We start from the raw sequence: 24,098 nt of genomic DNA on the forward strand, positions 1-24,098 counted from the left end.
GGACGTCGGACCGGCCGACGTCCCGCCCCGGTTCGCGCGGTCGTCACTTCGCGTACGCGGGGTCCGGATGGTCCCGGCAGGAGAGCGCGTCGATCTCGGTCGCCGTCGGCCTGGCCTCGTCGGCCATCGCCTGCGGGACCAGCTTCAGGTTGTCCCTGAGGTCGCGGGTCCAGTTGTTGCCCGCCACGTACTTCTTCAGCGCGTCCCGAAGCCGTTCGCAGTCCTTGCGGTGGCCCTTCGCCAGGGCGATGCCGTAGTCGTTGCCTCTTCCGAACGCGAGCTCCGGCACGACCGTCAGCGACGCGTCCGCCTGCATGAAGCCGTACAGGATCAGCAGATCGGTGGAGACCGCGTCGGTCCTGTTCTCCTTGAGGGCCTTGACGCAGTACCCGGCGTCGTCCAGCACGGTCGTGTCGAACTGCTTGCCGGTCTCCTTGAGTTGTTCGGCGGAGGTCGTACCGCCCCAGACGCACACCCGTTTGCCGACGAGGTCGTCCAGGGTGCGGTAGCGGTCCTTGTCCGCCGCCCGCACCAGCATGCCCTGGAGGGTGGACGCGTACGGGCCGACGAAGTCGAGTCCCCCCGCCTCCGTGGATGTCCCGAGGGGGAGCATCCGGTTGTCGGTGATCGAGAAGGTCGCGGCCACGAGGTCGAACTTCTTGCTGTGGAGGTCGATGGCCCGGTTCTTGGAGAGGACCCCGCCGAAGATCGGGGATTTGGCCCCGATCTCGTTCAGGAGTTCCGTGGTCACCGTGATGTCCAGCCCGCTGAACTCGCCGGCGTGTGCTTCGAAGCCGGTTCCGGGCTGGTCGTTCTTCGCGCCGACCCGGACCTGCTTCGCGTTGGCGAACAGCGAAGGCGTCGGATCCGCCCCGCATCCCCCGGCGGCGACGGCCAGGAGAGCCGCCATGGCGGCGGCCCGGGCCGCCGCCGCTCCTCGCGCCGTTTCCGTCATGTGCGTCCCCCGTTCTGTCGTCACTGGTTGAAGAGCGTGCCGCCGGCCTTCGCCACCCGTATCCCACAGCCCTGCGGGGTCTGCACCGCGACGTCGATGACCACCCCGCCGTGCTGCCCGCCGAGGTCGAACACCACCTCCGAGCGGGTCTGAACCGACTTTTCCGACGGGGTGACACCCGGGGTGCTCACCCGCAGGGTGGCCTTCGTCCGGTGGATGCAGGAGCCGAGCGACGGGTTGGCGTCCGCGAGGACCAGTTCGAGCCTCAGCCGGTTGCGGGCCTTCCCGGGCGCGGCCGGAGGCACCAGCAGCTTCCAGGTTCCGGCCGCGGAGCCACCGTCCTGGACGACGATCCCCACGGGGACCTCCCCGTTGCGCCGAACGTTCGTCAGCCCGGCCAGGGCGATCAGCGGGAGCACCATCGTGGCCGTCAGCAGCCACCACCAGGCCCTGACCGGCCTGCCCGGGGCCGCCTCCGCCGGGGCCCGGTCCCCCGAGCGCCGCAGGGCCGTCGTCATCCCGCCGACGGCGCACCAGACCGCCAGGGCGAAGCCGACGCCGATGGCGAGGTAGAACCAGAGGTACTGGTCCTGCGGGCCGCCGGGCCAGTCCAGGACCGCGTAGCCGGCGATGCCCAGGACGAGCAGCAGCGGAAGCAGCGCCACGGCGGCGTACAGGTCGAAGCTCTTCCAGACGAACGTGGCGTGGTTGCCGATCCGGTGCGTGGAGATCGACTGGCCGCCGTGGGTGGTGCTGTGCGAGGAGTGGTCGTCGCCCGGAGGCCGGCCCGCCCGCCGGGAGCCGGCCGACCGGTCGTCGTGGTCGTTGCCCGGGTCGTCGTCAGCCGGAGGCTCGGTCATCGTCAGTGACCGAGGTTGAAGGTCGCGCCGTTCCCGATCGTGTTGACGGCGATCGAGTTGGGGCCGTTCGTGGTGACCGTGACCGGGCCGGGCTGTTCGACGTGCACCGCCCGGACGGTCTCGACGAGGCGTTCCGGGGCGAGCCCGTCCGTCGCGCCGCCGTCGAGCCAGGTGGCGAGCGCCTCGGCCAGGCGGACGCGGTCGGCCTCGCTCAGGCCCAGCAACAGCCGGTCGACCTGGTCCTCGGGGAGGTTGTGCCGGACCAGTGCTCCGGGCACCTCGCCGGAGCGGCGGCCGAAGAGCCGGCGGAAGAACCCCTCGCCCGCGTCCGCCGTTCCGGTGGCGACGCGCTGGGCGGCCTCCTGGGCCAGTTGTGTTCCGAAGGTCGTCGCGGCGACGGTGAAGTACGGAGCGATCGCGGTGATGTCGGTCAGCAGTTCGGACATGGCTTCCGGCCCCCCAAGGCATCTCGGCCACACACAGTCAGCTGTGTGGAAGGGATGGTAGCGACAGCGGGACCGTCGTGCACCTCACTCGTCACGGCTGATGACCGGTCAAATGATGATCTTTCAAGGGCGGTTGGGATCACGAGCGGTCCGCGCGGCCGCCGTGCGGGTGGAGGGGAATCCGGTCGACCGGGCCGAGGGCCCGTGGCAGAGTCGGGCCCCATGGAACAGCTGTACGCGATCCGGGCGGACTTCGACGCCGCCACCGTCGTCGTCTACCAGGCGTACGCCCCCGCCGTCGCCGACGCGGCCCTCGCCGCCGGGCGGTTCGTCCCGCCGTTCTCCTTCGGGCGGATGACGTGGATCAAGCCCTCGTTCCGCTGGCTGATGCACCGCAGCAACTGGGCCCGCAAGCCCGGCCAGGAGCGCGTCCTCGCGGTGCGGATCACCCGGGCGGGCTGGGAGGAGGCGCTCGGGCGGGCCGTCCTGACCACCGGCGACCCGGCGCTGCTCGCCCGCGCCGAGGTGCACCTCCAGTGGGACCCGGAGCGCTCGCTGCGCGGCACCGCGCTCAACCACTACAGCATCCAGGTCGGCGTGGGCCGCACCCTGATCCGCACCTTCGCCGAGGAGTGGGTCACCGGGATCACCGACCTCACCCCGCAGGTGCGGCGGATCGCCGGGCTGCTCCAGCAGGGCCGCACCGCCCAGGCGCAGCGGCTGCTGCCCCCGGAGCGCCCCTACCCGCTGCCGCGCCCGCTCGCCCGGCGCCTTGGTGCCAATGGGTGATGTGCCGTCAGGGCGGGATGACCGCCGGTCCGTCGGGCGTTGTCCCGGCCGGACCGTGGACACCGCACCGGAAGGCACCGCACTCGTGAGCGACAACCGCGTCATCACCAACCCCGCCGACCTGCACGACCCCAGGCCGTTCGGCTACAGCCACGTCGTCTCCGCCGCCGGCGAGACCGTGTACCTCGCCGGGCAGTACGCCTCCGACGCCGACGGCCAGGTGGCGGTGGAGGACTTCGCCGGCCAGGTCGCACTGTCCCTGGAGAACCTCCGGCGGGCGCTGACCGCCGTCGGCCTCGGCTTCGAGAACGTCGTCCGGCTCGGTTCGTTCATCAAGGACCACGACCAGGAGAAGCTGGAGATCCTCAACAAGGCCCTGCGCTACACCTGGGGCGAGCGCCTGCCCGCCCAGACCCTCAGCGGGGTGGCCACGCTGGCGCTGCCCGGGATGCTCGTCGAGATCGACGCCGTCGCGGTGCGCCCCGCCCCCTGACGGCCGGGCCGGCGGACGACGAAAGGGGGCCGCCTCCCCGGCACGATCACGGGATCGGGAGGCGGCCCCGGTCCGGGACCGGTCAGGACCTACGCTGCGGACTGGGCATCGACCGCGTTGTTCTGACCGGCCACGATCTTCCACCCGTCCGCCTGCCGGGCGAGCACGTAGAGCGCCCGGCCGTGCGGGCCCGCCACCGGGCGGCCCCCGGCGTCGGTGGGCGTCTGGGCCACGTTGACGGCGACCACGCCGTCCGCGACCGCCAGCAGCTTCACCACCTCGTAGCGGGCGTGGGCGTCCTTGAGGAACTCCCGCATCGCCGGCCCGCTGAACGCGGTGATCGCCTCCCGCCCGTCCAGCCGCCGGCCGGCCGCGTTGGTCCAGGACGCCTGCTCGCCGAACTGCGCGCCGAGCGCCTGCGCGTCCTTGCGGTTGAACGCGTCCTCCAGCGCCGCGACCACCCCGGTCACCGCCTCCCGCACCGCCACCGGCACGTCCCCCGCCACCAGCACCCCGTCAGCCACGACCAGCACCTCTCCCCGCATCGGCGTTCCGCGGTGGTGACCACCGCCGGAGACCATCCGACAACCTCAACCGCGGTTGAGGTCAAGCCCGGTCACGGACCGCGCAGCTCCCGGATCCGGGTGATCCGCCCGCGGGCGTCCAGCACCACGTCGTAGGTGTCGCCGTAGCAGGCGTACGGGAGCTCGGGTTCGCCGCCGTCCAGACAGGTGTCCAGGTGGTCCAGCAGGACGGGGAGCTGGACCTCCTTGGCGGGCTCGTCGTGGGGGAGGTCGACCAGGGTGGCGGTGGCGTGCGCGGCGAGCGGATGGACGGCGGGTGCGGCGTCGGGGGCGCAGGCGGGGCGGACGGTCAGCCGGCCGCCGACGACGGCCAGGACCCGCACGGTGCGGTGGCCGGCCGGGGCGGCGCAGGGGGTGGGGGAGGCGGCGTCGAGACCGGGCGGGGCATCGGCCCCGGGGGAGTCCCAGAACTCCTCGTCCTCGGTGTCCTCGCCGTCCTCGGGGTCCTCGATGTCGTCCGAGGCCATCGCCAGTGTCGGGTCCTCGTCGATCGGGGTGCAGGCGGCGAGCCCGCTGGTGGCGGCGCAACAGAGCAGTGCGGCGAGGAGCAGGCGACGGGGCGCGGTCATGGGCCGAGTCTCCCAGGAACCCGGCCGGACGAGACAGCTCCTGCACCGGGGATCCGGAGGACCGCCCCCGCCGGGCGTGCGGACCCGGCGGGGGCGGAGGCGGGGCGAGGACGCGGCGCTACGCCGCGACCGGGTGCGCCGGGTCGTAGGCCCGGCGCACCCGCTCCTGGGCCTCCGGCCCGGCCGCCAGGTGGTCCAGCCCGAGCAGGGCCGCGCCGAGGACCGGCGGGGCGACCACGACGCGGGGCTCGGCGAGCGGTGCCTCCGCCGCCAGCCGGGCCGTCAGGTTGTCGATCAGCAGCGGCTGCCGGGAGGCGAGCACCCCGCCGCCGAGCACCAGCGGGGTGGGCGTCTCCAGCAGCTCCAGGCGCCGCAGGGCGACCACGGCGAGCCGGGTGATCTCGTCGGCCTGCCGGTCGATCAGCGACAGCGCCGTGGCGTCCCCGGTCCCGGCGACGGCGAAGAGCACCCGGACGATCTCGTGCAGCCGCGCGGACGGCAGGTGCCCGAGGTGGACGGCCTCGGCGACGGCGCCGGTGGTGGGCAGGCCGAAGTGCTCGGCGATGGCGGCGGCCAGGCCGGTCGGCCCGCCGCGCCCGTCCTCGGCCCGCACGGCGTGCCACATGCTGGCGCCGGCCAGGCCCCAGCCGCCGCCCCAGTCGCCGGTGAGGTTGCCGAGGGCCGGGAACCGGGCGGTGCGGCCGTCGGGCAGCAGGCCGACGCAGTTGATGCCGGCGCCGCAGACGACGGCGACGCCGCGCGGGCCGTCGGTGCCGGCCCGCAGCAGGCCGAAGGTGTCGTTGACGACGGTGTTGCTGGCGCCCCAGGGGTGGGACTCCAGGGCGACGCGCAGCGCCTCCTCCTCGACCGGCAGGTCGGCGTTGGCCAGGCAGGCGCTGACGTGGCCGGTCAGCGGGCCGCTCCAGCCGGTGACGCCGGCGGCCGCGGCGGCCTCCTCGACCAGCGGGGCGAGGCCGTCGACGGCGGTGGCGGCGCCGACGGCCGCCGGGACGAAGCCGCCGCCCCGGGCCGAGCCGAGGACGGTGCCGTCGGCGCCGATGAGGGCGACATCGGTCTTGGAGTTGCCGGCGTCGATGGCGAGGACGCCGGGCAGGTGCGGTTCGGGCTGGTGGGTCATTGGGGTTCCCGCGGCTCGTCGTACGTGGCCCGGCCGGGGGTCTTTCCCGGCCGGGGGTGGGGTGTCTCCGCCCGCGATCCGGCCCGCGCTCCCCCACGGAGCGCGGGCCGGAGACCGGGGGACGGGCGGGTCGGGCCCGGGGTCAGCCGCGCGCCCAGGGGAGGTGCTCGCGGTTGTGGGCGAGCAGCCGGTCCGTCAGCTGGTCGGCGAGTTCGATCTGACCGACCAGCGGATGGGCGAGCAGCGCGTCGAAGACCCGGTCGCGGCCGCCGCGCAGGGCGGCGTCCAGGGCGAGGTGCTCGTACGCGGTGACGGCGGCGACCAGGCCCGCGTACAGCGGCTCCAGCGGACGCTGCGGCAGCGGACGCACGCCCGCCGCGTCCACCTCGGCCGGCACCTCGATCACGGCGTCGTCCGGCAGGAACGGCAGCACGCCGTCGTTGCGGGTGTTGACCACCTGCACGGAGGTGCCGCCGCCGGTGCCGAGCAGCGCCGCGATGAGCTGCACCGCCGCCTCGGAGTAGAACGCGCCGCCGCGCTTGGCGAGCAGCTCCGGCTTGGTGTCGAGCGCCGGGTCGGCGTAGAGCTCCAGCAGCTGCCGCTCGATCGCGGCGACCTCGGCGGCCCGCGAGCCCTTGGACTTCAGCTCCTCGACGACCAGGTCGTGCTGGTAGAAGTACCGCAGGTAGTAGGACGGCACGACGCCGAGCCGCTCGATCACCCGCTGCGGCAGGTGCAGGTCCTCCGCGATCTCCTTGCCGAAGCCGGAGAGCAGCTCGGGGAGCACCTCGCGCCCGCCGGCCGCGCCGGGGGCGTCGAGCAGGGTGACCCCGCGCTCCCAGGTGAGGTGGTTGAGGCCGACGTGGTCGAGCCGGACCAGCTCCGGGTCGACGCCCAGGTGCTTGGCGAAGCGCCGCTGGAAGCCGATCGCGACGTTGCACAGGCCGACGGCCTTGTGGCCGGCGTCCTGGAGGGCCCGGGTGACGATGCCGACCGGGTTGGTGAAGTCCACGATCCAGGCGTCGGGGTTGGCGCGCCGGACCGTCTCGGCGATGTCGAGCACCACCGGGACGGTGCGCAGCGCCTTGGCGAGGCCGCCGGCGCCGGTGGTCTCCTGGCCGACGCAGCCGCACTCCAGCGGCCAGGTCTCGTCCTCGTTGCGGGCCGCCTGCCCGCCGACGCGCAGCTGCAGCAGCACCGCGTCGGCGTCGGCGACGCCGGCCGCGACGTCGGTGGTCGTGGTGACCACCGCGCCGTGGCCCTGCTTGGCGAAGATCCGCCGGGCGAGGCCGCCGATCAGCTCCAGCCGCTCGGCGGCCGGGTCCACCAGGACGAGTTCGCCGATCGGCAGGGTGTCGCGCAGCCGGGCGAAGCCGTCGATCAGCTCCGGGGTGTACGTCGAACCGCCGCCCACGATGGCCAGCTTGAGTGCGGACATCAGCCCTTGACCCCTGTCAGTGTCACGCCTTCGATGAAGGCCTTCTGTGCGAAGAAGAAGAGGATGATCACCGGGGCCATCACGAGGAGGGTGGCGGCCATGGTGAGGTTCCAGTTGGTGTGGTGGGCGCCCTTGAAGGACTCCAGGCCGTAGGAGAGGGTCCAGGCGTCGTGGTTGTTGCTGGCGTAGATCTGCGGGCCGAAGTAGTCGTTCCAGCAGTAGAAGAACTGGAACAGCGCGACGGCGGCGATGGCGGGCTTGGCCATCGGCAGCACCACCCGCAGCAGGGTGCGCAGGTCGCCGCAGCCGTCGATCCGGGCCGCCTCGATGTACTCCTTGGGGATGGTCATCAGGAACTGCCGCAGCAGGAAGATCGAGAAGGCGTCGCCGAAGGCCATCGGGATGATCAGCGGCCAGAGCGAGCCGCCCAGGCCCATCTGCTTGGCCCAGAACAGGTACATCGGGATGACGGTGACCTGCGGCGGCAGCATCATCATCGCGATGACCGCCATCAGCGCCAGATTGCGGCCGCGGAAGCGGAACTTGGCGAGCGCGTAGGCGACCGGCAGGCTGGAGACGATGGTCAGCACGGTGCCGAGGCCCGCGTACAGCAGGGTGTTGCGCCACCAGGTGAGGAAGCCGGGGGCGTTCCAGACCTTGCTGTAGTTGCCCCAGTGCCAGGACGTGGGCCAGTAGTCGGTGGTGAGCGCCTGGCTGTCCGACATCACCGAGGTCAGGAAGGCGAAGACGAACGGCAGCAGGAAGAACAGGCCGGCCGCGACGGCCAGCGAGTGGACGGCCACCCAGTTGAGCAGCGCGCGCCGGCGGGCGGTGCGGGCGGCGGCGGTGGCGGGGCCGCGGGCGGTGCCGCGGCCGGGCGCCTCGGCGGGGAGGGTCGGGCTGAGAGTCATGATCGTGTCCTCACCGGTCCGCTAGTCGTCGCTGGCCATGAAGCCGGACCGGCGGCGCAGCAGCACCGAGGTGACGGCCATCGAGATGACGAACAGCACGAGGGCGACGACGCACGCCGCACCGTAGTTGAAGCGCTGGAAGCCGAGGTTGTAGACCATCTGCGGCAGGGTCCAGGTGGAGCCGGACGGGTAGCCGGGCTCGAACTGCTGGCCGGAGTTGCCCGCGATGCCGCCGGCGACCTTCCCGGCGACGATCGCCTGCGTGTAGTACTGCATGGTCTGGATGACCCCGGTGACCACCGCGAACATGATGATCGGCGAGATGTTCGGCAGGGTGACGTACCGGAACCGCTGGAACGGTCCGGCCCCGTCGAGCTCGGCGGCCTCGTACTGCTCGCGCGGGACGTCCAGCAGGGACGCCATGAAGATGACCATCAGGTCGCCGACGCCCCACATGGCCAGCAGGGTGAGCGCGGGCTTGGACCACTCCGGGTCGGCGAACCAGCCGGGCTGCGGCAGCCCGATCTCGCCGAGGAAGTGGTTGACCGGGCCGGTGCCGGGGTTGAGCAGGAAGGCGAAGGCGACGGTGGCGGCCACCGGCGGGGCGAGGTACGGCAGGTAGAAGGCGGTGCGGAAGAAGCCCACGCCGCTCTTGATCTTGGTGATCAGCATCCCGATGCCGAGGCCGAACGCCACCCGCAGGCTCACCATGATGACGACCAGCCACAGGGTGTTGCGCAGGCCCTGCCAGAACGCCGGGAGGTCGTTGAAGACGTAGTCCCAGTTCTTCAGGCCGTTGAAGGTGGGCGAGCCGAAGCCGTTGTACTTGGTGAACGAGAAGTAGACGGTCGAGATCAGCGGGTACAGGAAGAAGACGCTGAAGCCGATCAGCCAGGGGGAGAGGAAGGCCAGGTTGCGGGCCGCCGCCCGGCGGCGCTTCCGGCGCAGCTGCTGCTGCACGGGAGGCGCCGCCGGGGCGGTCGCTCCGGCCCCCTTGCGGGTGGCGGACGCGAGTGACATGGGAGCTCCGTGGACGGGCCGGACGCGCGGGGTGGCGGGCGCTACTTGGCCTGGGCGATGGCGGCGTCGATCTCCTTGGCGGTGGCGGCGAGACCGGCCGCGAGGTCGCCCTGCTTGCCCGACTCGTAGTCGTAGCCGAGGTTCTGCAGGGAGACGATGTAGCCGCCGCCGTTGACGACCGGCGGGGTGGTGCCGGAGCTCGCGTGCTTCGCGATGTTCACGAAGGTCTTGAAGTTCTCGTCGGCGATCAGCTTCGGCGACTCCAGCGCGGCGAGGGTGCTCGGCACGTTGTGGATCGCGTTGGCGAAGGAGACGACCGCGTCGGTGTCGGTGGTCAGGAACTTGACGAACTCCCAGGCGGCCGCCTGCTTCTTGCTGGTGCTGGCGATGCCGACGATGGTGCCGGTCTGGTAGCCGCGGCCGTAGGTGTCCTTCTGGTCGTCCGGCACCGGGAACGGCGCGGTGGCCCACTCGAAGTCCGGCTTGTCGGTGGCGAGCGAGGCGGTGCGCCACTCGCCGTCGATGGCCATCGCGACCTGGCCGGTGTGGAACGGGTTCTTGGCGCTGAACTCCTCGCCGAAGGTGGAGCGGTACTTCTCCAGCTTGTCGTAGCCGCCGAGCTGGTCGACCAGGCCCTTCTGCCAGTTCAGCATCGCGGCGACCTTCGGGTCGGTGGCGAGGGTGGACTTGCCGGCGGAGTCGAAGTAGGTGGGGCCGTACTGGCCGAGGAGGTGCTCGGTGGTCGACTCGTAGCCGTGGTAGAGCGGCATGAAGCCGAGCTGCTTGTAGCTGTCGCCCTCGGCGATGGTGAGCTTCTTGGCGGCGTCGGCGAACTCGCTGAAGGTCTTCGGCGGGTTGGTGATGCCGGCGGCGGCGAAGGCCTTCTTGTTGTAGTAGAGGCCGAAGGCGTCGCCGAGCAGCGGCAGCGAGCACTGGTTGCCCTGGAACTGCGTGTAGTCGAGCATCGCGGCCGGGAAGGTCTTGGCGGCGTCGATGTTGTCCTTGGCCAGCAGCGGCTTGAGGTCGACGAAGGCCTTGGTCGAACAGAACATGCCGACGTTGTTGGTGGTGAACGAGGAGACCACGTCGGGGGCGTCGTCGCCGCCGGCCCGCAGCGACTGGTTGACCTTGTCGTCGGCGATGTTGCCGACGGCCTTGACGTGGATGTTGGGGTGGGCCTTCTCGAAGGCGGCGACGTTGTCGTTGATCGCCTTCACCTCGCTGTCCTGGCTCCAGCCGTGCCAGAAGGTGATGGTGACGTCCTTGCCACTGGCGGAGTCGTCGCTGCCGGAGCCGTCACTGCTGCCGGTGCAGGCGGTGGCGAGCAGGGCGAGGACGGCGCTGCCGGTCACGGCGGCGATGGTCCGGCGGCCTCTGCGGGAACGGGAGGTGGTGGAGTGCACTTCGAGGTCCTCCTGGGGCTGCGCGGGCAGGCGTCATTGCCTCGGGTCCCGCGTTGGGGATGGGGGAGAGGTGGGTGCAGGGGAGTGCGGCGGAGCGTCAGTGGGTGGAGAAGACCGCCTCGCGGGCGGCCGCCAGCGCGCGTTGCAGCGCGCCGAGCAGAACGGGGGAGCCGGTCAGCGCGCTGCCGCGCACCTCCGGCCGGGCGGCCGCGATCCGGGCCAGCTCCTCGGCGATCAGGGCCCGCAGCCGTTCGCCGCCCGCGTTCGGCACCCCGCCGGAGACCACCACCAGCCGGGGGTCGACGACGGCGACGATCACGGCCAGCCCGACGGCCAGCCGGGCGGCGAGCTCGGCGAGGAACGCGTCGCCCGCGCCCGGGGTGGCCAGCGCCCTGGCGACCGACTCCTCGGCGGTCGGCGCGCCGAGCCCGTGCTCCCTGGCCAGGGCCCGGACGGCGGGGGCGCCGACCAACTCCTGGAACCCGCCGGAGTTGCGGCGGCGGACGTCCTTGACCACCGGTGCGCCGGGCACCGGCATGTAGCCGACCTCCCCGGCGCCGCCGGTGAAGCCGCGGTGCAGCCGGCCGGCGATCACGATCGCCGCGCCGATGCCCTCCCCGGCCCAGAGCAGCACGAAGTCCTCGAACCCGCGGGCCGAGCCGGAGGACTGCTCGGCGACGGCGGCGAGGTTCACGTCGTTCTCGATGGTCACCGGCGCGCCGATCGCCGCGGCGAGGTTCCCGGCCAGCCGCGGCGCGTGCCAGCCGGGCAGGTGGGAGGCGTAGCGCAGCTTGCCGGTGACCGGGTCGGGCGCGCCGCCGACGCCGATCACCACGGTGTGCAGGGCGCCCTCGGCGAGCCCGGCGGCGCGGACCGTCTCGGCGACCGCCCCGGCGACCCGCGGAACCGTTTCGGCGGCCGCCCAGCCCTTGGTGGGGACGACGTGCTCGGCGAGCGTGGAGCCGGTGATGTCGGCGACCGCGACCCTGACGTGGCTGTTGGTGACGTCCAGTCCGGCGACGTGCCCGGCGGCCGGGTTCACCTGGTACAGCTGCGCGTTGGGGCCCGGGCCGCCGGCCGTGGTGCCCACCGGCAGCACCAGCCCGGCCGCCTCCAGGCGGGCCAGCAGCTGGGAGGCGGTGGGCTTGGAGAGGCCGGTCAGGGTGCCGATCTGCGTGCGGGAGAGCGGCCCGTTCTCCAGCAGGAGTTCGAGGGCGGCACGGTCGTTGATGGCGCGCAGCAGACTGGGCGTGCCGGCGAGGGGGGCCTTGGCGGTGCTTCTGGTCACGCGAAGATCCTCCTCCTCAGGGCGGCCGGCAGTGCCGGGGCGGGCCGGGTGGCGAACTGTTAGGAAACTTTCCAGTCGCTTGGGACAGGACCGTACGGGCCCCGTCAGCGGGGTGTCAATGGCCCTTCCACCGGAGGATGCCGACTCGTTACCAGCCCGCCCCCGCCCCCGGTCCCCGGTGACGGGCGTGGCGTCGGGCAAGGGGAAGGCCCCGTCTCCGAGTGGCTCGGAGACGGGGCCCGGGGGAGAACGTCAGGGCGCCTTGGTGGTGGTGTCGTCGGCGGGGCGGACCGGGGCCGGTATCGGGGTGGCGGCCTTGTAGCCCGCGGAGGTGGGGTCGGACAGGGCGGACGGCGGGGCCGCGTCGGTCGCGGGGGGCGGGACCGTGGCGGTGGTCAGCGCCATGGCGGCGGCGGTGGTGCCGGCGCCCGTGCCCGCGGCCACCGGCGCGACCTCCTCCTTGACCTTGATCCCGGCCTCGTCCAGCACCCGCTTGACCCGCTGGCGCAGCGCCCGGGCCACGCTCAGCGACTTGCCCGGGGCGGTGCGCGCCTCGATCCGCAGCACCACGGAGTCCGCCGCGACCGACTCCACGCCCAGGATCTTGAACGGCGCCCAGACGAGCTCGTCGTACGGCGCCTCCTTGGCCATCGCCTCGGCGGTCTCCGCGATCAGCGCCTCGACCCGCTCCAGGTCCTCCTTGTAGCCGACCTGGACGTCCACCGAGGCCGTCGACCAGCCCTGGCTCATGTTGGCGATCCGCTTCACCTCGCCGTTGCGGATGTACCAGATCTCACCGCCCGCGCCGCGCAGCTTGGTCACCCGCAGGCCGACCTCCAGCACCGTGCCGGTGGCCACCCCGGTGTCGATCTCGTCGCCGACGCCGTACTGGTCCTCCATGATCATGAAGACCCCGGAGAGGAAGTCGGTGACCAGGTTGCGGGCGCCGAAACCGATCGCCACACCGGCCACACCGGCGCTCGCCAGCAGCGGCGCCAGGTTCATCCCGAGCGCCGACAGCACCATCAGCGCCGCCGTGCCGAGGATCGTGAACGACGCGACGCTGCGCAGCACCGAGCCGATCGCCTCCGCGCGCTGCTGGCGCCGCTCGGGGTTGACCACCCCGGTGTTGGCCAGCAGGCCGCCGAGGCGGCTCGGCTCGTCCTCGCTCTCGCCCGGCCGGATCATCCGCGTTATCAGCTGGGTGATCACCTTGCGCACCATCGCCCGCAGCACCAGCGCCAGCACGATGATGAAGACGATCCGGATCCCGCCGGCGAGCCAGTCCTGCCAGTGCTCGTCGAACCAGCCGGCGGCCTGCCGGGTGGTGTCGGACACTTCCTGGGCGCTGGTCGGGATTCTGAGGTCGGGCAACTCCGGGGCCGTGGGAGTCGGGGACGGGGCGGGCGTCGAGGCCGGCGTCGTGGCGGACGCTTCGGCGAGGAGGCCGGCGGCACCGGACCGGAACACGTGCGGGACCTTCCTGCTGGGGTCGTGGCACGGCCCGTCGACGCGGGGCACGCCCGGGTGGCACGCCCCTGGCCTGCGGACCGTCCGCACTACCTTAAGCCGTGCCGGGCTCGCACCCTGACACGCCGATCGGCCGTTCGGAGGGCGCGCGGACCGGTGCGAACGCCCCGTCCGGGCCCCCGAGCGCCGCTTGCCGCACTGCTCCGACCGGCCCAGCGGTACCCCGCCGGGGCACCGGAGTGCAACCCGCCCTTCCCCCGGGCATACCGGGTATGACAGAAGCCACACCCGGAGTTCACGTCAGGTCCGTTACACAGGAGTGGTGGCGCCGCACGAAGGCGTAAGGCGACACTGGGGGAGATCACGCACCCGTTGCGCGATCCAACCGCTCGTCCCGGCGCGAGCCACGCGCCGCAGGCGTCCAAGGAGGCATCCGTGCCGCATGTCCTGGTCCTCAACGCGTCGTACGAGCCACTCGGCGTCGTATCGATGCGCCGCGCACTCATCCTCGTCCTCAACCACAAGGCGGTCAGCCTGGAGGACTCGGGTGTCACTCTGCACAGCGCCACCAGCGCCCTCCCGGCGCCCTCCGTCGTCCGACTGACCCGCTTCGTGCGGGTCCCGTTCTGCGGGCCCGTCCCGCTCACCCGCCGGGCGCTGTTCGCCCGCGACCACGGCCGTTGCGTCTACTGCGGGGCCGCCGCCACCAGCGTCGACCACGTCATCCCGCGCAGCCGGGGAGGCCAGCACCGGTGGGACAACGTGGTGGCGGCCTGCCGCCGCTGCAACCACACCAAGGCCGACCGCCACCTCACCGAACTCGGCTGGCGGATGAAGCGACCACCGGCCCCGCCCACCGGACTGGCCTGGCGGATCATCGGCACCGGCATCAAGGACCCGCGCTGGCGGCCCTACCTGGAGCCGTACGGCGGCGGTGACCAGCTGCGCGCCCCGCAGTGGGGCGAGTACGAACACCACGACCATACCGACGCCGCCCACCCGGTGCCGCTCGGCCGCACGCACCCCGCGCACCCCGCCCCCGCCCGCCGCGGAGAACAGCCCGAGGCGCTCTCCGCCTGACCCCCGAACCACAAGGGCTTGCCCGTCACATCACCCGGTACGCCTCATGGGCCGCCGCGCACCCCGCAGCCGGGGAGCGCGGCGGCCCGCCGTCTGGGCCCCTTCCCGGGGCTACGGCTGCTTCGACGGCGTGCCGGAGGGCAGCGGCGTCGGTCCGGCCGGGGTGCCGGAGGGCGTCGGCGCGGGCGGCGGGGTGGTCGGCGCCGGGCCGCCGGCCTGGCCTCCGCCCGGCGTGCCGGTGGGCGGGGTCACCGGGGGAGCGGTCGGCGCGGTGACCGGCGGGGTCACGGGCGGGGTGACCGGCACGGTCGGCGACGGCGGCAGCGTCCCGTCCGCCGCCGCGGCCGCGTACAGCTCGATGCCCCAGAGCGAGTAGCCGTACTTGGTGCCCCGGGCCACGCCCTGCATCCGCAGGAACTTCGCGGCCGGCGCGTCGAAGCGCACCGTCTCGTTGCCGCCCGAGCCGTCCTCCACCGTCGCGACCGTGGTCCAGGAACGGCCGTCCGCCGAGGCCTGGATCTTGTACGACGCGGCGTACGCGGCCTGCCAGTGCAGCACCGCCGAGCCCAGGTGGGTGGCCTGCGGCAGCTCCAGCTGCACCCAGGCGTCGTCGGCCGGCGGCGAGGACCAGCGGCTCTTCGGGTCCTGGTCGGCCACCGCGGAGGCCGGGAAGTTCGGGGTCTCGTCGGCCGAGGAGGTGGCCTCCGCGGTGATCGCCAGGTCCGGCCCGCCGGTCGGCGGCACCACGTGCACCTGGAGCACCTGGCGGACGGTGGTCGGCCCGGCCACGAACAGCACCGGCACCTGGTACGTCCCGGACGGCGTCTCCGGCCCGGCGGTGACCAGCAGCGGCACGCCGACCTTCCCGCCGCGCGGCACGCTCACCCCGGTCACCGGTGCCACGGTCAGCCCCTTGGCGACCGCCGGCACCTCGGTGCGCAGCTCCCCGGTCACGCCCTCGGGACGCCCCGCCTCGACGGTCGCCCGGGCCTGCACCGGCGCGGCCTCCCCGATCACCGCGTCCACCGAGGCGTCGGCCAGGCTCAGCCGGGCCGCCGGGGCGTCCGCGTACCAGGGGATCACCTGGTTGACCACCGGCGGCTCCCCGCCGGGCTTCCAGGCCAGCCGGAACGCGTCGGCGGGCAGTCCGCCGGCCGACAGCTCGTTCCAACCCGGCTGCACGGTGCCGATCTCCGTCCAGGAGCCGTCCGGGTGCCGCACCGAGACGGTGGCCGAGGCCCGCACGCCCGGGTCGGTGAGGATGGTGAGCCGGTCCAGCGGCCGGGCGGCGCCCAGCTCGACGGTGAGCGGCTCGTCCGAGGCGGTCGGCGCGGTGGCCGCCCGGTAGGCGGTGTCCGGGTTGCCGTCCAGCACCGCGGCGGCCGAGGAGCCGGGCAGCGCGGCCGGGCCGCCGGAGACGCTGGCCGGCAGCTCGTCCGGCGCGGTCACCGAGAACTCGCGCACCGCGACCGCGGTCTTCTGCGCGGCGGTGGCCCGCAGCCGCACCGCCCGGACGACCGCCCCGGCGGGCAGCTGCGCGGAGACCGACTTCTGGTTCTTCACCGGGGCCAGCTTCTTCCAGCCGCCCTCGCCGGTGGTGTACTCCAGCACGCCGTCGCGGATGTAGTCGTCCACGGCGCTCGCGCCGTCCGGCCCGCTGCCCCAGGAGCCCATCAGCACCGTCACGCTGCCGACCGGGCGCCCGCCGCCGAGGTCCAGGCCGACCGAGTCGCCGGCCTGCGGCGGCGCCGAGCTCCAGTAGAACGTGTCGGCGACGCCGTCGGCCATCAGCGCCGGCAGGTGGTCGTGCGCGGTGCCCATCGTGGTGGTCGGGGTGATGCCGCCGCCCTGCACCCCGGCCCAGGTGTCGGCGGCCCGCAGCGCCCGCTCCAGGAACGGGCCGAGCACGCCCGCGCCGACCGTCGCCGGGCTCTGGCCGAGCTGCTCGCGCAGCTTGTTCAGCTCCACCCGGGCCTTCCAGGCGGCGCCGCCGTCCCCGCCGCGCTGCGCCAGCAGCATGTCCAGGGCGGCCTTCCCGCCGAGGCCGTAGTCGCGCAGCGGCGCCAGCCAGGGCGCCGCCTCGGCGGCCAGCTGGGCGGTCGCCGGGGCCGCGGCCAGGGTCTGCTGGGCGTCCGCCATCGCGGTGAACGCCTCCCGCAGCGGGGCGGCCGCCTCGATCAGCTTCGCCAGGTCGGGCGCGGTGCCCGCGGTCGGCTCGGCGGTCGCCCAGAACCGCTCCAGCAGCGGCTGGAGGTAGCCGGACTCCTGCGTGGCCAGCGGCGAGGACACGTTGTTGCCGGCCAGCGCGGTGACCGCGGCCAGGGTCTCCCCGGTGGGCGTGGCCGTCGCGCCGGTCGGGCCCGCCAGCGAGCGCAGCGCCGCCCGCCAGGAGTCCTCCGGCTTGTAGCCGACCGGGTTCCAGGCGAAGTCCCCGGCCGTGCCGAGCGCGATCCGGGAGGCGACCGGCTGCTGCATCGCACCGGTCAGCAGGACGGCCGAACGGGTCGCCACCTCGCTGTCGCGGCCGGTGTAGGCGCCCAGGAAGAGCCGGTCCGGGGTGGAGTCGTTGACCGGGTAGTTGTCCATCGTGACCAGCGGGTGGCGGTACAGCTCCGCGGTGTCGCCGGTCTGCTTGCCGGTGATCCGTTCCGGGATCACCCCGACCCCGCTCCAGGCCACCTGTACGGCCGGCGGCAGCGCGTCGGCCAGCGCCCCGCGGTACGGGGTGGAGCCCTGCTGGTGGTACTCGGTGGGGACGACCGACAGCGGCGCCAGAGCAGGGTCCCCGGCGATCAGCCGCTCCTGCACCTTGGTGGCCAGCTCGCCCTGCGCCCGGGCGGCGGCGGCCGGGCCGGTGCCGTACCTGGCCCGGTCGTCGGAGCAGTGCCACTCGTCGTAGGAGACGTCCAGGAACTGCAGCTGGAACGCGGTGAAGCCGAGCCTGCGCAGCCCGTCCAGCTTGGCGACCAGCGCGTCCGCGTCCTTGCCGGAGCTGTAGCAGAACGACTGGCCGGGGTCGATCGCGTAGCCGAGGGTGACGTGGTTGCGCCCGGCGCGGGCGGCCAGCGCGCGCAGGTCGTCGGCCTTCGCCTGCGGGTAGGCGTCCCGCCAGCGGGCGGTGCGGTACGGGTCGTCGCCCGGGGCGTAGAGGTAGAAGTTCTGCTTGGAGCGGCCGAGGAAGTCCAGCTGGTCCAGCCGCTGCTGCTGGCTCCACGGGGTGCCGTAGAAGGCCTCGGCGGTGCCGCGCACCGGGGCGCCGGACGGCCAGTCGCGCAGGGTGATCCCCGGCAGGCCGAGGCCGGCCGCGCCGGGCGCCTGGCCCTGGTCGGCGGGGACGGCCGCCAGCAGCTGGCGCAGCGACTGCGCCGCGTAGAAGGTGCCGGTCGGATCGGCGCCGGCCAGCACCACCGCGCCGTAGCTGCCGCCGCCGGCCACCGGCAGCTGGCCGGCCGCCAGCACGTAGCCGCCGGCCGGCATGCCGGCCGTGGTCGGTGCCGCGCTGTCCCTGCCGCCGGCCGCGACGGTGAGCTCGCGCAGGACCCGGTCGGTGGGGCCGCCCGCGCCCTCGGTGGGGCCGCCGACGTACACCACCAGGGAGCCGGCGACCGGGGCGGGCGGCTCCGGCACCGAGGTCACGGCGCTCGCCCCGGCGATGCCCAGGACCTCGCGCACCGCGGCGACGGCGCCGTGGTCCGCGGTCGGCGCGGTGACCAGGGTGACGGCGCCCGGCACGGTGACCGGCCGGCCGGCCACGCTCTGCTCCTGCGGGCGGGGGAAGACCCGGGGGTCGCTGACACTGCCCAGCGGGGTCTGCGGGGCGCCGCTCGCGGTGCTCACCACGTCCGCCCCGGGGGAGTACCCGGGCACCCGCGCGTACGCGGCCGGGCCGCTCACCAGCAGACCGCCGACCACGGCCGCCGCCGACAGGGTGGCCGCCATCTGGAGGGTGCGCCGGCTGGGCGCGCCCGGGCGGGCGGCCAGCGCGCGCTCGGCGCGCACGGAGTGCAGCAGCGGTTCGGTGCCCTTGAGGTCCGCGATCAGCCGGTCCGCCGTGCGGGGCACCAGCTGACGGCACGTCCGCGCGGTGGCCCGCCGTGCCGCGAGGGCCGCGGGGTGCTGCAGCACCTCGCGCAGCGACGGGCTCTGCTCCAGCTGCTGACGGAGCCGCCGCCCGGCCACCTCGGACACTCGGGCTTGCACAGGAGCCTCCTCGCCAGGCCGGAACCACATCGCGGCAAAGCCCACCAGCTACGTTTCCCGGTGTCAACGCCGTCGACGGGTATGCCGATTTTGTCCGATTTACGCCGGACTTAAGGCCTCTTTAACGGAGGCTCTCCGCCCTCCCGAACACTTCTTTCCGCCCCTCTCCCACCCCTTCGGCGGGGTGTGTCCGCCGGGTCGCCGGGGCGTCACCCGGGTAGGACTGTGGCTGTCCTGACTGGGCGTTGCCGAGACATCGCAGGAGCCGCGAGTGGCCGCTTATCTCGACCGTGACGGAGCCGACGGACCGGACGTGCCCGCGCAGGACGCGCCGCCGCCCCCGCCCGAACTGGTGGCGCTGGCGCAGGCCCACGGGGTGGACACCCGCTGCGGCCCCGGGGGAGTGCCGGCCGGAGCCCGCACGCTGGTCGCCGTGCTCGCCGCGCTCGGCGTGGACGCCGCCACCCCCGACGCCGCCCGCGCCGCGCTCGCCCGCCACCGGGACGAGCGGCGGGCCCGGCTGCTGCCCCCGACCGTCGTGGCCCGGGCCGGCCGCCGCACCGCGCTCGACCTCCCCGCCGGCACCCGGCTCGCCGTCGCCCTGGAGCAGGGCGGCCGCTGGGAGCTGCCGCGCGGCCACGCCCACTGGCTGCCCGCCGACCTGCCGCCCGGCCGGCACACCCTGCACGCCGACGCCGCGGACCGCACCGCCACCGCCCACCTGATCGTCGCCCCCGAACGCCTGCCCGCCCTCCCCGGCCGCGGCTGGGGCTTCCTCGCCCAGCTCTACTCCGTGCTCTCCGACCGCTCCTGGGGCATGGGCGACCTCGCCGACCTCGCCGACCTCGCCACCTGGGCCGGCTCGCTGGGCGCCGCCTTCCTGCAGATCAACCCGCTGCACGCCGGGCTGCCCGCCGTCCCCTCCGACCCGTCCCCCTACCGCCCGTCCTCCCGCCGCTTCGCCGACCCGGTCCACCTGCGGGTCGAGGAGGTCCCCGAGTACGCCTACCTCACCGGCCCGGCCCGCGCCGAGGCGGACGAACTGCTGACCCGCGCCGCCCGGCTGCGCTCCGAGGTGCTGGAGCACGACGGCCTGATCGACCGCGACGAGGTCTGGGCCCTCAAGCGCCGTGCCCTGGAACTGCTGCACACCGGGTACCGCCGGTACGCGGAGGAGCACGGCGCCGTCCGCACCGCCGCCTTCGACGCCTACCGGGCCCGCGAGGGCGAGTGGCTGGAGCGGTACGCGCTCTGGAACGCCCTGGCCGAGCGGCACGGCGCCGACCACCACCGCTGGCCGAAGGGCCTGCGCCACCCCGGCTCCCCGCACGTGCGGCGCGCGGCCGCCGAGCTGGCCGGCCGGGTGGACTTCCACCGCTGGCTGGCCTGGCAGACCGACCGCCAGCTCGACCGCGCCCAGCGGGCCGCCCGCACCGCCGGGATGCCGGTCGGCCTGGTGCACGACCTCGCGGTCGGCGTCCACCCGGACGGCGCCGACGCCTGGGCGCTCCAGGACGTGCTGGCCGCCGGCATCTCAGTCGGCGCGCCGCCGGACGCCTTCAACGCGCGCGGCCAGGACTGGGGCCTGCCGCCCTGGCGCCCGGACGCGCTGGCCGAGGCCGGCTACGCGCCCTTCGCCGAGCTGATCCGCTCCGCCGCCCGGCACGCCGGCGCGCTGCGGATCGACCACGTGATGGGCCTGTTCCGGCTCTGGTGGGTGCCCGCCGGACACGCCCCGACCGAGGGCGTCTACGTGCGCTACGACGCCGAGGCGATGCTCGCCGTGCTCGCCCTGGAGGCGCACCGGGCCGGCGCCGCGGTGATCGGCGAGGACCTCGGCACCGTCGAGCCGGGCGTGCGCGAGGAGCTGGCGGCGCGCGGCGTGCTCGGCACCTCGGTGCTCTGGTTCGAACGCGACTGGCAGGCCGGGGGCGGGATCCTGCCGCCCGGGCGGTGGCGCGCGGGCAGCCTCGCCACCCTGACCACGCACGACCTGCCGTCCACCGCCGCCCGGCTCTCCGGCGAGCACGTGGAGCTGCGCCACCGGCTGGGCCTGCTGGCCCGTCCGCTGGGCGAGGAGCAGGCGCAGGCCGCCGCCGAGCTGGCCGACTGGCGGGCCGAGCTGGTCCGGCTGGGACTGTTGGGCGCGGACGAGCCGCTGTCGGCCCTCGCGCTGCACCGGTTCCTGGCCGCCACCCCCGCCGGGCTGATCGGCGTCTGGCTGCCCGACGTGGTCGGCGACCCGCGTCCGCAGAACCTCCCGGGCACCTGGGACCAGTACCCGAACTGGCGCCTGCCGGTCGCCGACGGCTCGGGGCGCCCGGTCACCCTGGACGCGCTGGCCGCGGCCCCGGACGCCCGGACCCTCGCCGGCCTGCTGGGCTCCGTGGGCGTCCGGCCGGGCACCGCCGGTGACGGCCCTCCCGAAAGGCCGACCCCGCCGAGCGGCCCGGCGTAAGTGACGGGTAAGTTGGCACCGTGGACAAGAGGAACGCTTTGCGAGCCGGCGCGGTCACCGCAACGGTCACGCTGATGATGCTGCTGTCGTCGCCCGCCATGGCCCTCACCCGGGACGACGGCGACGACCCGGGTTCCGGCCTGAGCGTCGCCGAGACCCTCGGGCTCTACGTGCTGCTGCCGATCGCGGCCTTCGTGATCATCGGCGGCCTGGCGGCGCTGCCGCTCGGCGGCGGCAAGGACAAGAAGAAGTAGCCGAGCCGCTTCGTCCTCCACGCACAGACCCCGAGGGGGCGCCGGACCCGGTCCGGCGCCCCCTCGCGCGTGTCCGCGTCCCCTCCCCCCTCCGCACGGAAGGGGGAGGGGACGGCCGCGTCAGCGCTCCGCGGCGGCCCGGTCGGCGGCCTGCGCCTTCAGCGCCCGCTCCACACCGGCCCGCGCCTCGACGACCTGCCGCCGCAGCGCCGGCGCCGGCTCGGCCGAGGCCAGCCAGGCGTCGGTGGCGTCCAGGGTGGCCTGCTCGACCAGCAGCGACGGGTAGAGCCCGACGATGATCTGCTGCGAGATCTCGTGGCTGCGGGTCTCCCAGATGCCCTTCACCGCGGCGAAGTACTTCTCCGCGTACGGCGCGAGCAGCGCGCGCTGGTCGGCCTGCTGGAAGCCGCCGATCACCGCCGCCTGCACGTAGTTGGTCAGCTCGTCCGACTCCACCACGGACGTCCAGGCGGACGCCTTGGCCTCGACGGTCGGGCGGGCCGCCCGGCAGCCGGCCGCGTGCTCCTGGCCGGCCGCGGTGTTGTCGCGCTCCAGCTCGGCCGCGATCTCGGGCTCGTCGGCCCGGCCGGTCGCGGCGAGCCGGCCCAGCAGGGTCCAGCGCAGCTCGGTGTCCACGGCCAGGCCGGGGATCTCCTGGGTGCCGTCCAGCAGCCCGGCGAGCAGGCCGAGCTGACCGTCGGTGCGGGCGACGCCGGCCAGGGCCCGGGCCCAGGCGAGCTGGTGGTCGCTGCCCGGCTCGGCGGCGCGCAGCGCCTCCTCGGCGGCCTCGGCCCAGCGGGCCAGGCCCTGCTCGCGCCAGGCCGGGTCGGCGTAGGCGTCGAGCGCCAGCTTGACCTGGCGGTGCACCGACTGGACGACGCCGATGTCGCTCTCGCGCGGCAGGCCGGAGAGGGCGAGCGTCAGGTAGTCGCGGGCGGCCAGCTCGCCGTCGCGGGTCATGTCCCAGGCGGAGGCCCAGCACAGCGCGCGCGGCAGCGCGTCGGTGAAGGCGCCGAGGTGCTCGGTGACCACGGCCAGCGAGTCCTCGTCGAGGCGGACCTTGGCGTAGGACAGGTCGTCGTCGTTCAGCAGGATCACGGCCGGGCGGTGCCGGCCGACCAGCTGCGGCACCTCGGTGCGCGGGCCGTCGACGTCCAGCTCGATCCGCTCGGTGCGCACCAGCGCGCCGTCGGTCAGCTCGTACAGGCCGACGGCGATCCGGTGCGGGCGCAGCACGGCCTCGCCCTTGGCACCGGCCGGCAGCGCCGGGGCGTCCTGGAGCACGGCGAAGGACTCGATCTCGCCGTCGGTGTTCAGGGTCAGCGCGGGCCGCAGCACGTTGATGCCGGCGGTCTCCAGCCAGGCGGCGGACCAGGCCTTGAGGTCCCGGCCGCTGGCCTCCTCCAGCGCGCCCAGCAGGTCGCCGAGGCGGGTGTTGCCCCAGGCGTGCCGCTTGAAGTAGGCGCGCACGCCCTCGAAGAAGGCGTCCTGGCCGACGTAGGCCACCAGCTGCTTGAGCACCGAGGCGCCCTTGGCGTAGGTGATGCCGTCGAAGTTGACCTGGACGTCCTCCAGGTCGTTGATGTCGGCCATGATCGGGTGGGTGGACGGCAGCTGGTCCTGCCGGTACGCCCAGGTCTTCATCTGGTTGGCGAAGGTGGTCCAGGAGTTGGGCCACTGCGAGTCGGGTGACTCGGCCTGGCAGACCGCCTCGGCGTAGGTGGCGAACGACTCGTTCAGCCAGAGGTCGTTCCACCACTCCATGGTGACGAGGTTGCCGAACCACATGTGGGCGAGCTCGTGCAGGATCGTCGCGGCGCGGGCCTCGTACGCGGCGTCGGTCACCTTGGACCGGAACACGTACTGGTCGCGCAGGGTGACGGCGCCCGCGTTCTCCATCGCGCCGGCGTTGAACTCCGGGACGAAGAGCTGGTCGTACTTGGGGAACGGGTAGGGGAAGTCGAACTTCTCCTGGAAGTAGTCGAAGCCCTGCTTGGTGACCTCGAAGATCGCCTCGGCGTCCAGGAACTCGCGCAGCGAGGGCCGGCAGTAGATGCCCAGCGGCACCTTCTGCTCGCCGTTCTCGTAGGCGTCGAAGACCCCGACGTACGGGCCCGCGACGAGCGCGGTGATGTACGAGGAGATCCGGCCGGTCGGGGCGAAGCGCCAGACCCGGGTGTCGCCCTCGCCCTCCGGCTCGGGGGTGGGCGAGTTGGAGACCACGCTCCAGCCGGCGGGCGCGGTCACGGTGAAGGTGAACGCGGCCTTCAGGTCGGGCTGCTCGAAGTTGGCGAAGACCCGGCGGGCGTCCGGCACCTCGAACTGGGTGTAGAGGTAGGTCTCGCCGTCGACCGGGTCGACGAACCGGTGCAGGCCCTCGCCGGTGTTGGTGTACGCGCAGGTGGCGACGACGCGCAGCTCGTTCTCGGCGGCGAGGCCCGGCAGCGCGATCCGGCTGTCGGCGAAGCCGGCGTTGTCGAGCCGCTCGCCGTTGAGGACGATCTCCTCGACGCTCGGGGCGACCAGGTCGATGAAGGTGGCCGCGCCCGGGGTGGTGGCGGTGAACCGGACCACGGTGGTGGACCGGAACGTGCCCCCCTCTCGGGCCGAGCTCAGGTCGAGCTCGATGTCGTACGCGTCCACGTGCAGGAGGTCGGCCCGGGTGCGGGCCTCCTCGCGGGTCAGGTTGGTGCCGGGCACTCGCTGGACTCCTTCGTCAGGCTGATGCTGGCATCCTGCCAT

At 74.0% G+C, this 24,098-nt stretch carries 19 protein-coding genes; 5 read left to right on the top strand and 14 right to left on the bottom strand.

Going from position 1 to position 24,098, the window contains the following annotated elements; genetic code table 11:
• Positions 1-43 precede the first annotated feature (43 nt).
• The 3 genes from ACFVVL_RS20610 to ACFVVL_RS20620 are packed head-to-tail and all read right to left on the bottom strand — an operon-like array spanning position 44 to position 2,261.
• Complete coding sequence (locus ACFVVL_RS20610) at positions 44-955, bottom strand: transporter substrate-binding domain-containing protein (protein WP_387677205.1); 912 nt, start codon at positions 953-955, stop codon at positions 44-46.
• A gap of 20 nt (positions 956-975) precedes the next feature.
• Positions 976-1,815, bottom strand: coding sequence for a hypothetical protein (locus tag ACFVVL_RS20615; protein WP_387677208.1), 840 nt, complete (start codon positions 1,813-1,815; stop codon positions 976-978).
• 2 nt (positions 1,816-1,817) lie between these two features.
• Positions 1,818-2,261, bottom strand: coding sequence for a hypothetical protein (locus tag ACFVVL_RS20620; protein ID WP_387677211.1), 444 nt, complete (start codon positions 2,259-2,261; stop codon positions 1,818-1,820).
• 222 nt (positions 2,262-2,483) lie between these two features.
• On the opposite strand from ACFVVL_RS20620, the gene ACFVVL_RS20625 reads away from it, so the two are divergent.
• On the top strand, positions 2,484-3,050 hold the full coding sequence (locus tag ACFVVL_RS20625; RefSeq protein WP_387677213.1) for a DUF4291 domain-containing protein: 567 nt from the start codon (positions 2,484-2,486) through the stop codon (positions 3,048-3,050).
• 85 nt (positions 3,051-3,135) lie between these two features.
• Positions 3,136-3,543 (top strand): RidA family protein, encoded by a 408-nt coding sequence (locus tag ACFVVL_RS20630; protein ID WP_387677216.1) that lies wholly within the window; start codon positions 3,136-3,138, stop codon positions 3,541-3,543.
• Positions 3,544-3,632: 89 nt separating this feature from the next.
• Here the strand turns inward: ACFVVL_RS20630 and ACFVVL_RS20635 are convergent, their stop codons facing one another.
• From ACFVVL_RS20635 to ACFVVL_RS20675, 9 genes are all read right to left on the bottom strand, one after another.
• Positions 3,633-4,067 (bottom strand): YybH family protein, encoded by a 435-nt coding sequence (locus tag ACFVVL_RS20635; RefSeq protein ID WP_380287560.1) that lies wholly within the window; start codon positions 4,065-4,067, stop codon positions 3,633-3,635.
• Positions 4,068-4,159: 92 nt separating this feature from the next.
• Positions 4,160-4,696, bottom strand: a complete 537-nt coding sequence (locus tag ACFVVL_RS20640; RefSeq protein ID WP_387677219.1) for a hypothetical protein — start codon at positions 4,694-4,696, stop codon at positions 4,160-4,162.
• A 118-nt stretch (positions 4,697-4,814) separates the two neighbouring features.
• Positions 4,815-5,834, bottom strand: coding sequence for an N-acetylglucosamine kinase (locus ACFVVL_RS20645; protein WP_380287558.1), 1,020 nt, complete (start codon positions 5,832-5,834; stop codon positions 4,815-4,817).
• Positions 5,835-5,976: 142 nt separating this feature from the next.
• Complete coding sequence (locus ACFVVL_RS20650; RefSeq protein ID WP_380422912.1) at positions 5,977-7,272, bottom strand: 6-phospho-beta-glucosidase; 1,296 nt, start codon at positions 7,270-7,272, stop codon at positions 5,977-5,979.
• Positions 7,272-8,183: a carbohydrate ABC transporter permease gene (locus tag ACFVVL_RS20655; protein ID WP_387677223.1), complete on the bottom strand. Its 912-nt coding sequence runs from the start codon at positions 8,181-8,183 to the stop codon at positions 7,272-7,274. The genes ACFVVL_RS20650 and ACFVVL_RS20655 overlap by 1 nt, the downstream gene beginning before the upstream one ends.
• A 21-nt stretch (positions 8,184-8,204) precedes the next feature.
• A complete protein-coding gene (locus tag ACFVVL_RS20660; RefSeq protein ID WP_380298139.1) occupies positions 8,205-9,203 on the bottom strand; it encodes a carbohydrate ABC transporter permease in 999 nt (332 codons plus the stop codon).
• 41 nt (positions 9,204-9,244) lie between these two features.
• On the bottom strand, positions 9,245-10,555 hold the full coding sequence (locus ACFVVL_RS20665; protein ID WP_380298140.1) for an ABC transporter substrate-binding protein: 1,311 nt from the start codon (positions 10,553-10,555) through the stop codon (positions 9,245-9,247).
• A 148-nt stretch (positions 10,556-10,703) separates the two neighbouring features.
• Complete coding sequence (locus ACFVVL_RS20670) at positions 10,704-11,894, bottom strand: ROK family protein (protein WP_387677227.1); 1,191 nt, start codon at positions 11,892-11,894, stop codon at positions 10,704-10,706.
• Positions 11,895-12,146: 252 nt separating this feature from the next.
• On the bottom strand, positions 12,147-13,364 hold the full coding sequence (locus ACFVVL_RS20675) for a mechanosensitive ion channel family protein (RefSeq protein WP_387677230.1): 1,218 nt from the start codon (positions 13,362-13,364) through the stop codon (positions 12,147-12,149).
• Between the two features lie 435 nt (positions 13,365-13,799).
• Here ACFVVL_RS20675 and ACFVVL_RS20680 point away from each other — a divergent pair, with 435 nt between their 5' ends.
• The gene (locus ACFVVL_RS20680) at positions 13,800-14,444 is read left to right on the top strand and encodes an HNH endonuclease (RefSeq protein WP_380297107.1); all 645 of its coding nucleotides are present in this window, start codon (positions 13,800-13,802) and stop codon (positions 14,442-14,444) included.
• Between the two features lie 111 nt (positions 14,445-14,555).
• On the opposite strand, the gene ACFVVL_RS20685 is transcribed toward ACFVVL_RS20680, so the two are convergent.
• Complete coding sequence (locus tag ACFVVL_RS20685; RefSeq protein WP_387677233.1) at positions 14,556-18,644, bottom strand: beta-N-acetylglucosaminidase domain-containing protein; 4,089 nt, start codon at positions 18,642-18,644, stop codon at positions 14,556-14,558.
• Between the two features lie 313 nt (positions 18,645-18,957).
• Here ACFVVL_RS20685 and malQ point away from each other — a divergent pair, with 313 nt between their 5' ends.
• Complete coding sequence (gene malQ, locus ACFVVL_RS20690) at positions 18,958-21,102, top strand: 4-alpha-glucanotransferase (protein WP_387677530.1); 2,145 nt, start codon at positions 18,958-18,960, stop codon at positions 21,100-21,102.
• 20 nt (positions 21,103-21,122) lie between these two features.
• Positions 21,123-21,356 (top strand): hypothetical protein, encoded by a 234-nt coding sequence (locus ACFVVL_RS20695; protein WP_350549418.1) that lies wholly within the window; start codon positions 21,123-21,125, stop codon positions 21,354-21,356.
• A gap of 120 nt (positions 21,357-21,476) precedes the next feature.
• Here ACFVVL_RS20695 and pepN read toward each other — a convergent pair whose 3' ends face one another.
• On the bottom strand, positions 21,477-24,056 hold the full coding sequence (gene pepN, locus ACFVVL_RS20700) for an aminopeptidase N (RefSeq protein ID WP_387677236.1): 2,580 nt from the start codon (positions 24,054-24,056) through the stop codon (positions 21,477-21,479).
• Positions 24,057-24,098: the final 42 nt, after the last annotated feature.

Origin of the sequence: Kitasatospora sp. NPDC058115, from assembly GCF_042884635.1 — a bacterium.
Taxonomy (GTDB): domain Bacteria; phylum Actinomycetota; class Actinomycetes; order Streptomycetales; family Streptomycetaceae; genus Kitasatospora.

Excerpts from the sequence above, each read along its gene's own strand:
- ACFVVL_RS20620 (WP_387677211.1), bottom strand. The coding sequence starts at position 2,261 with ATGTCCGAACTGCTGACCGACATCACCGCGATCGCTCCGTACTTCACC.
- ACFVVL_RS20640 (WP_387677219.1), bottom strand. The coding sequence starts at position 4,696 with ATGACCGCGCCCCGTCGCCTGCTCCTCGCCGCACTGCTCTGTTGCGCC.
- ACFVVL_RS20625 (WP_387677213.1), top strand. The coding sequence starts at position 2,484 with ATGGAACAGCTGTACGCGATCCGGGCGGACTTCGACGCCGCCACCGTC.
- ACFVVL_RS20650 (WP_380422912.1), bottom strand. The coding sequence starts at position 7,272 with ATGTCCGCACTCAAGCTGGCCATCGTGGGCGGCGGTTCGACGTACACC.
- ACFVVL_RS20655 (WP_387677223.1), bottom strand. The coding sequence starts at position 8,183 with ATGACTCTCAGCCCGACCCTCCCCGCCGAGGCGCCCGGCCGCGGCACC.
- ACFVVL_RS20660 (WP_380298139.1), bottom strand. The coding sequence starts at position 9,203 with ATGTCACTCGCGTCCGCCACCCGCAAGGGGGCCGGAGCGACCGCCCCG.
- ACFVVL_RS20610 (WP_387677205.1), bottom strand. The coding sequence starts at position 955 with ATGACGGAAACGGCGCGAGGAGCGGCGGCGGCCCGGGCCGCCGCCATG.
- ACFVVL_RS20645 (WP_380287558.1), bottom strand. The coding sequence starts at position 5,834 with ATGACCCACCAGCCCGAACCGCACCTGCCCGGCGTCCTCGCCATCGAC.
- ACFVVL_RS20615 (WP_387677208.1), bottom strand. The coding sequence starts at position 1,815 with ATGACCGAGCCTCCGGCTGACGACGACCCGGGCAACGACCACGACGAC.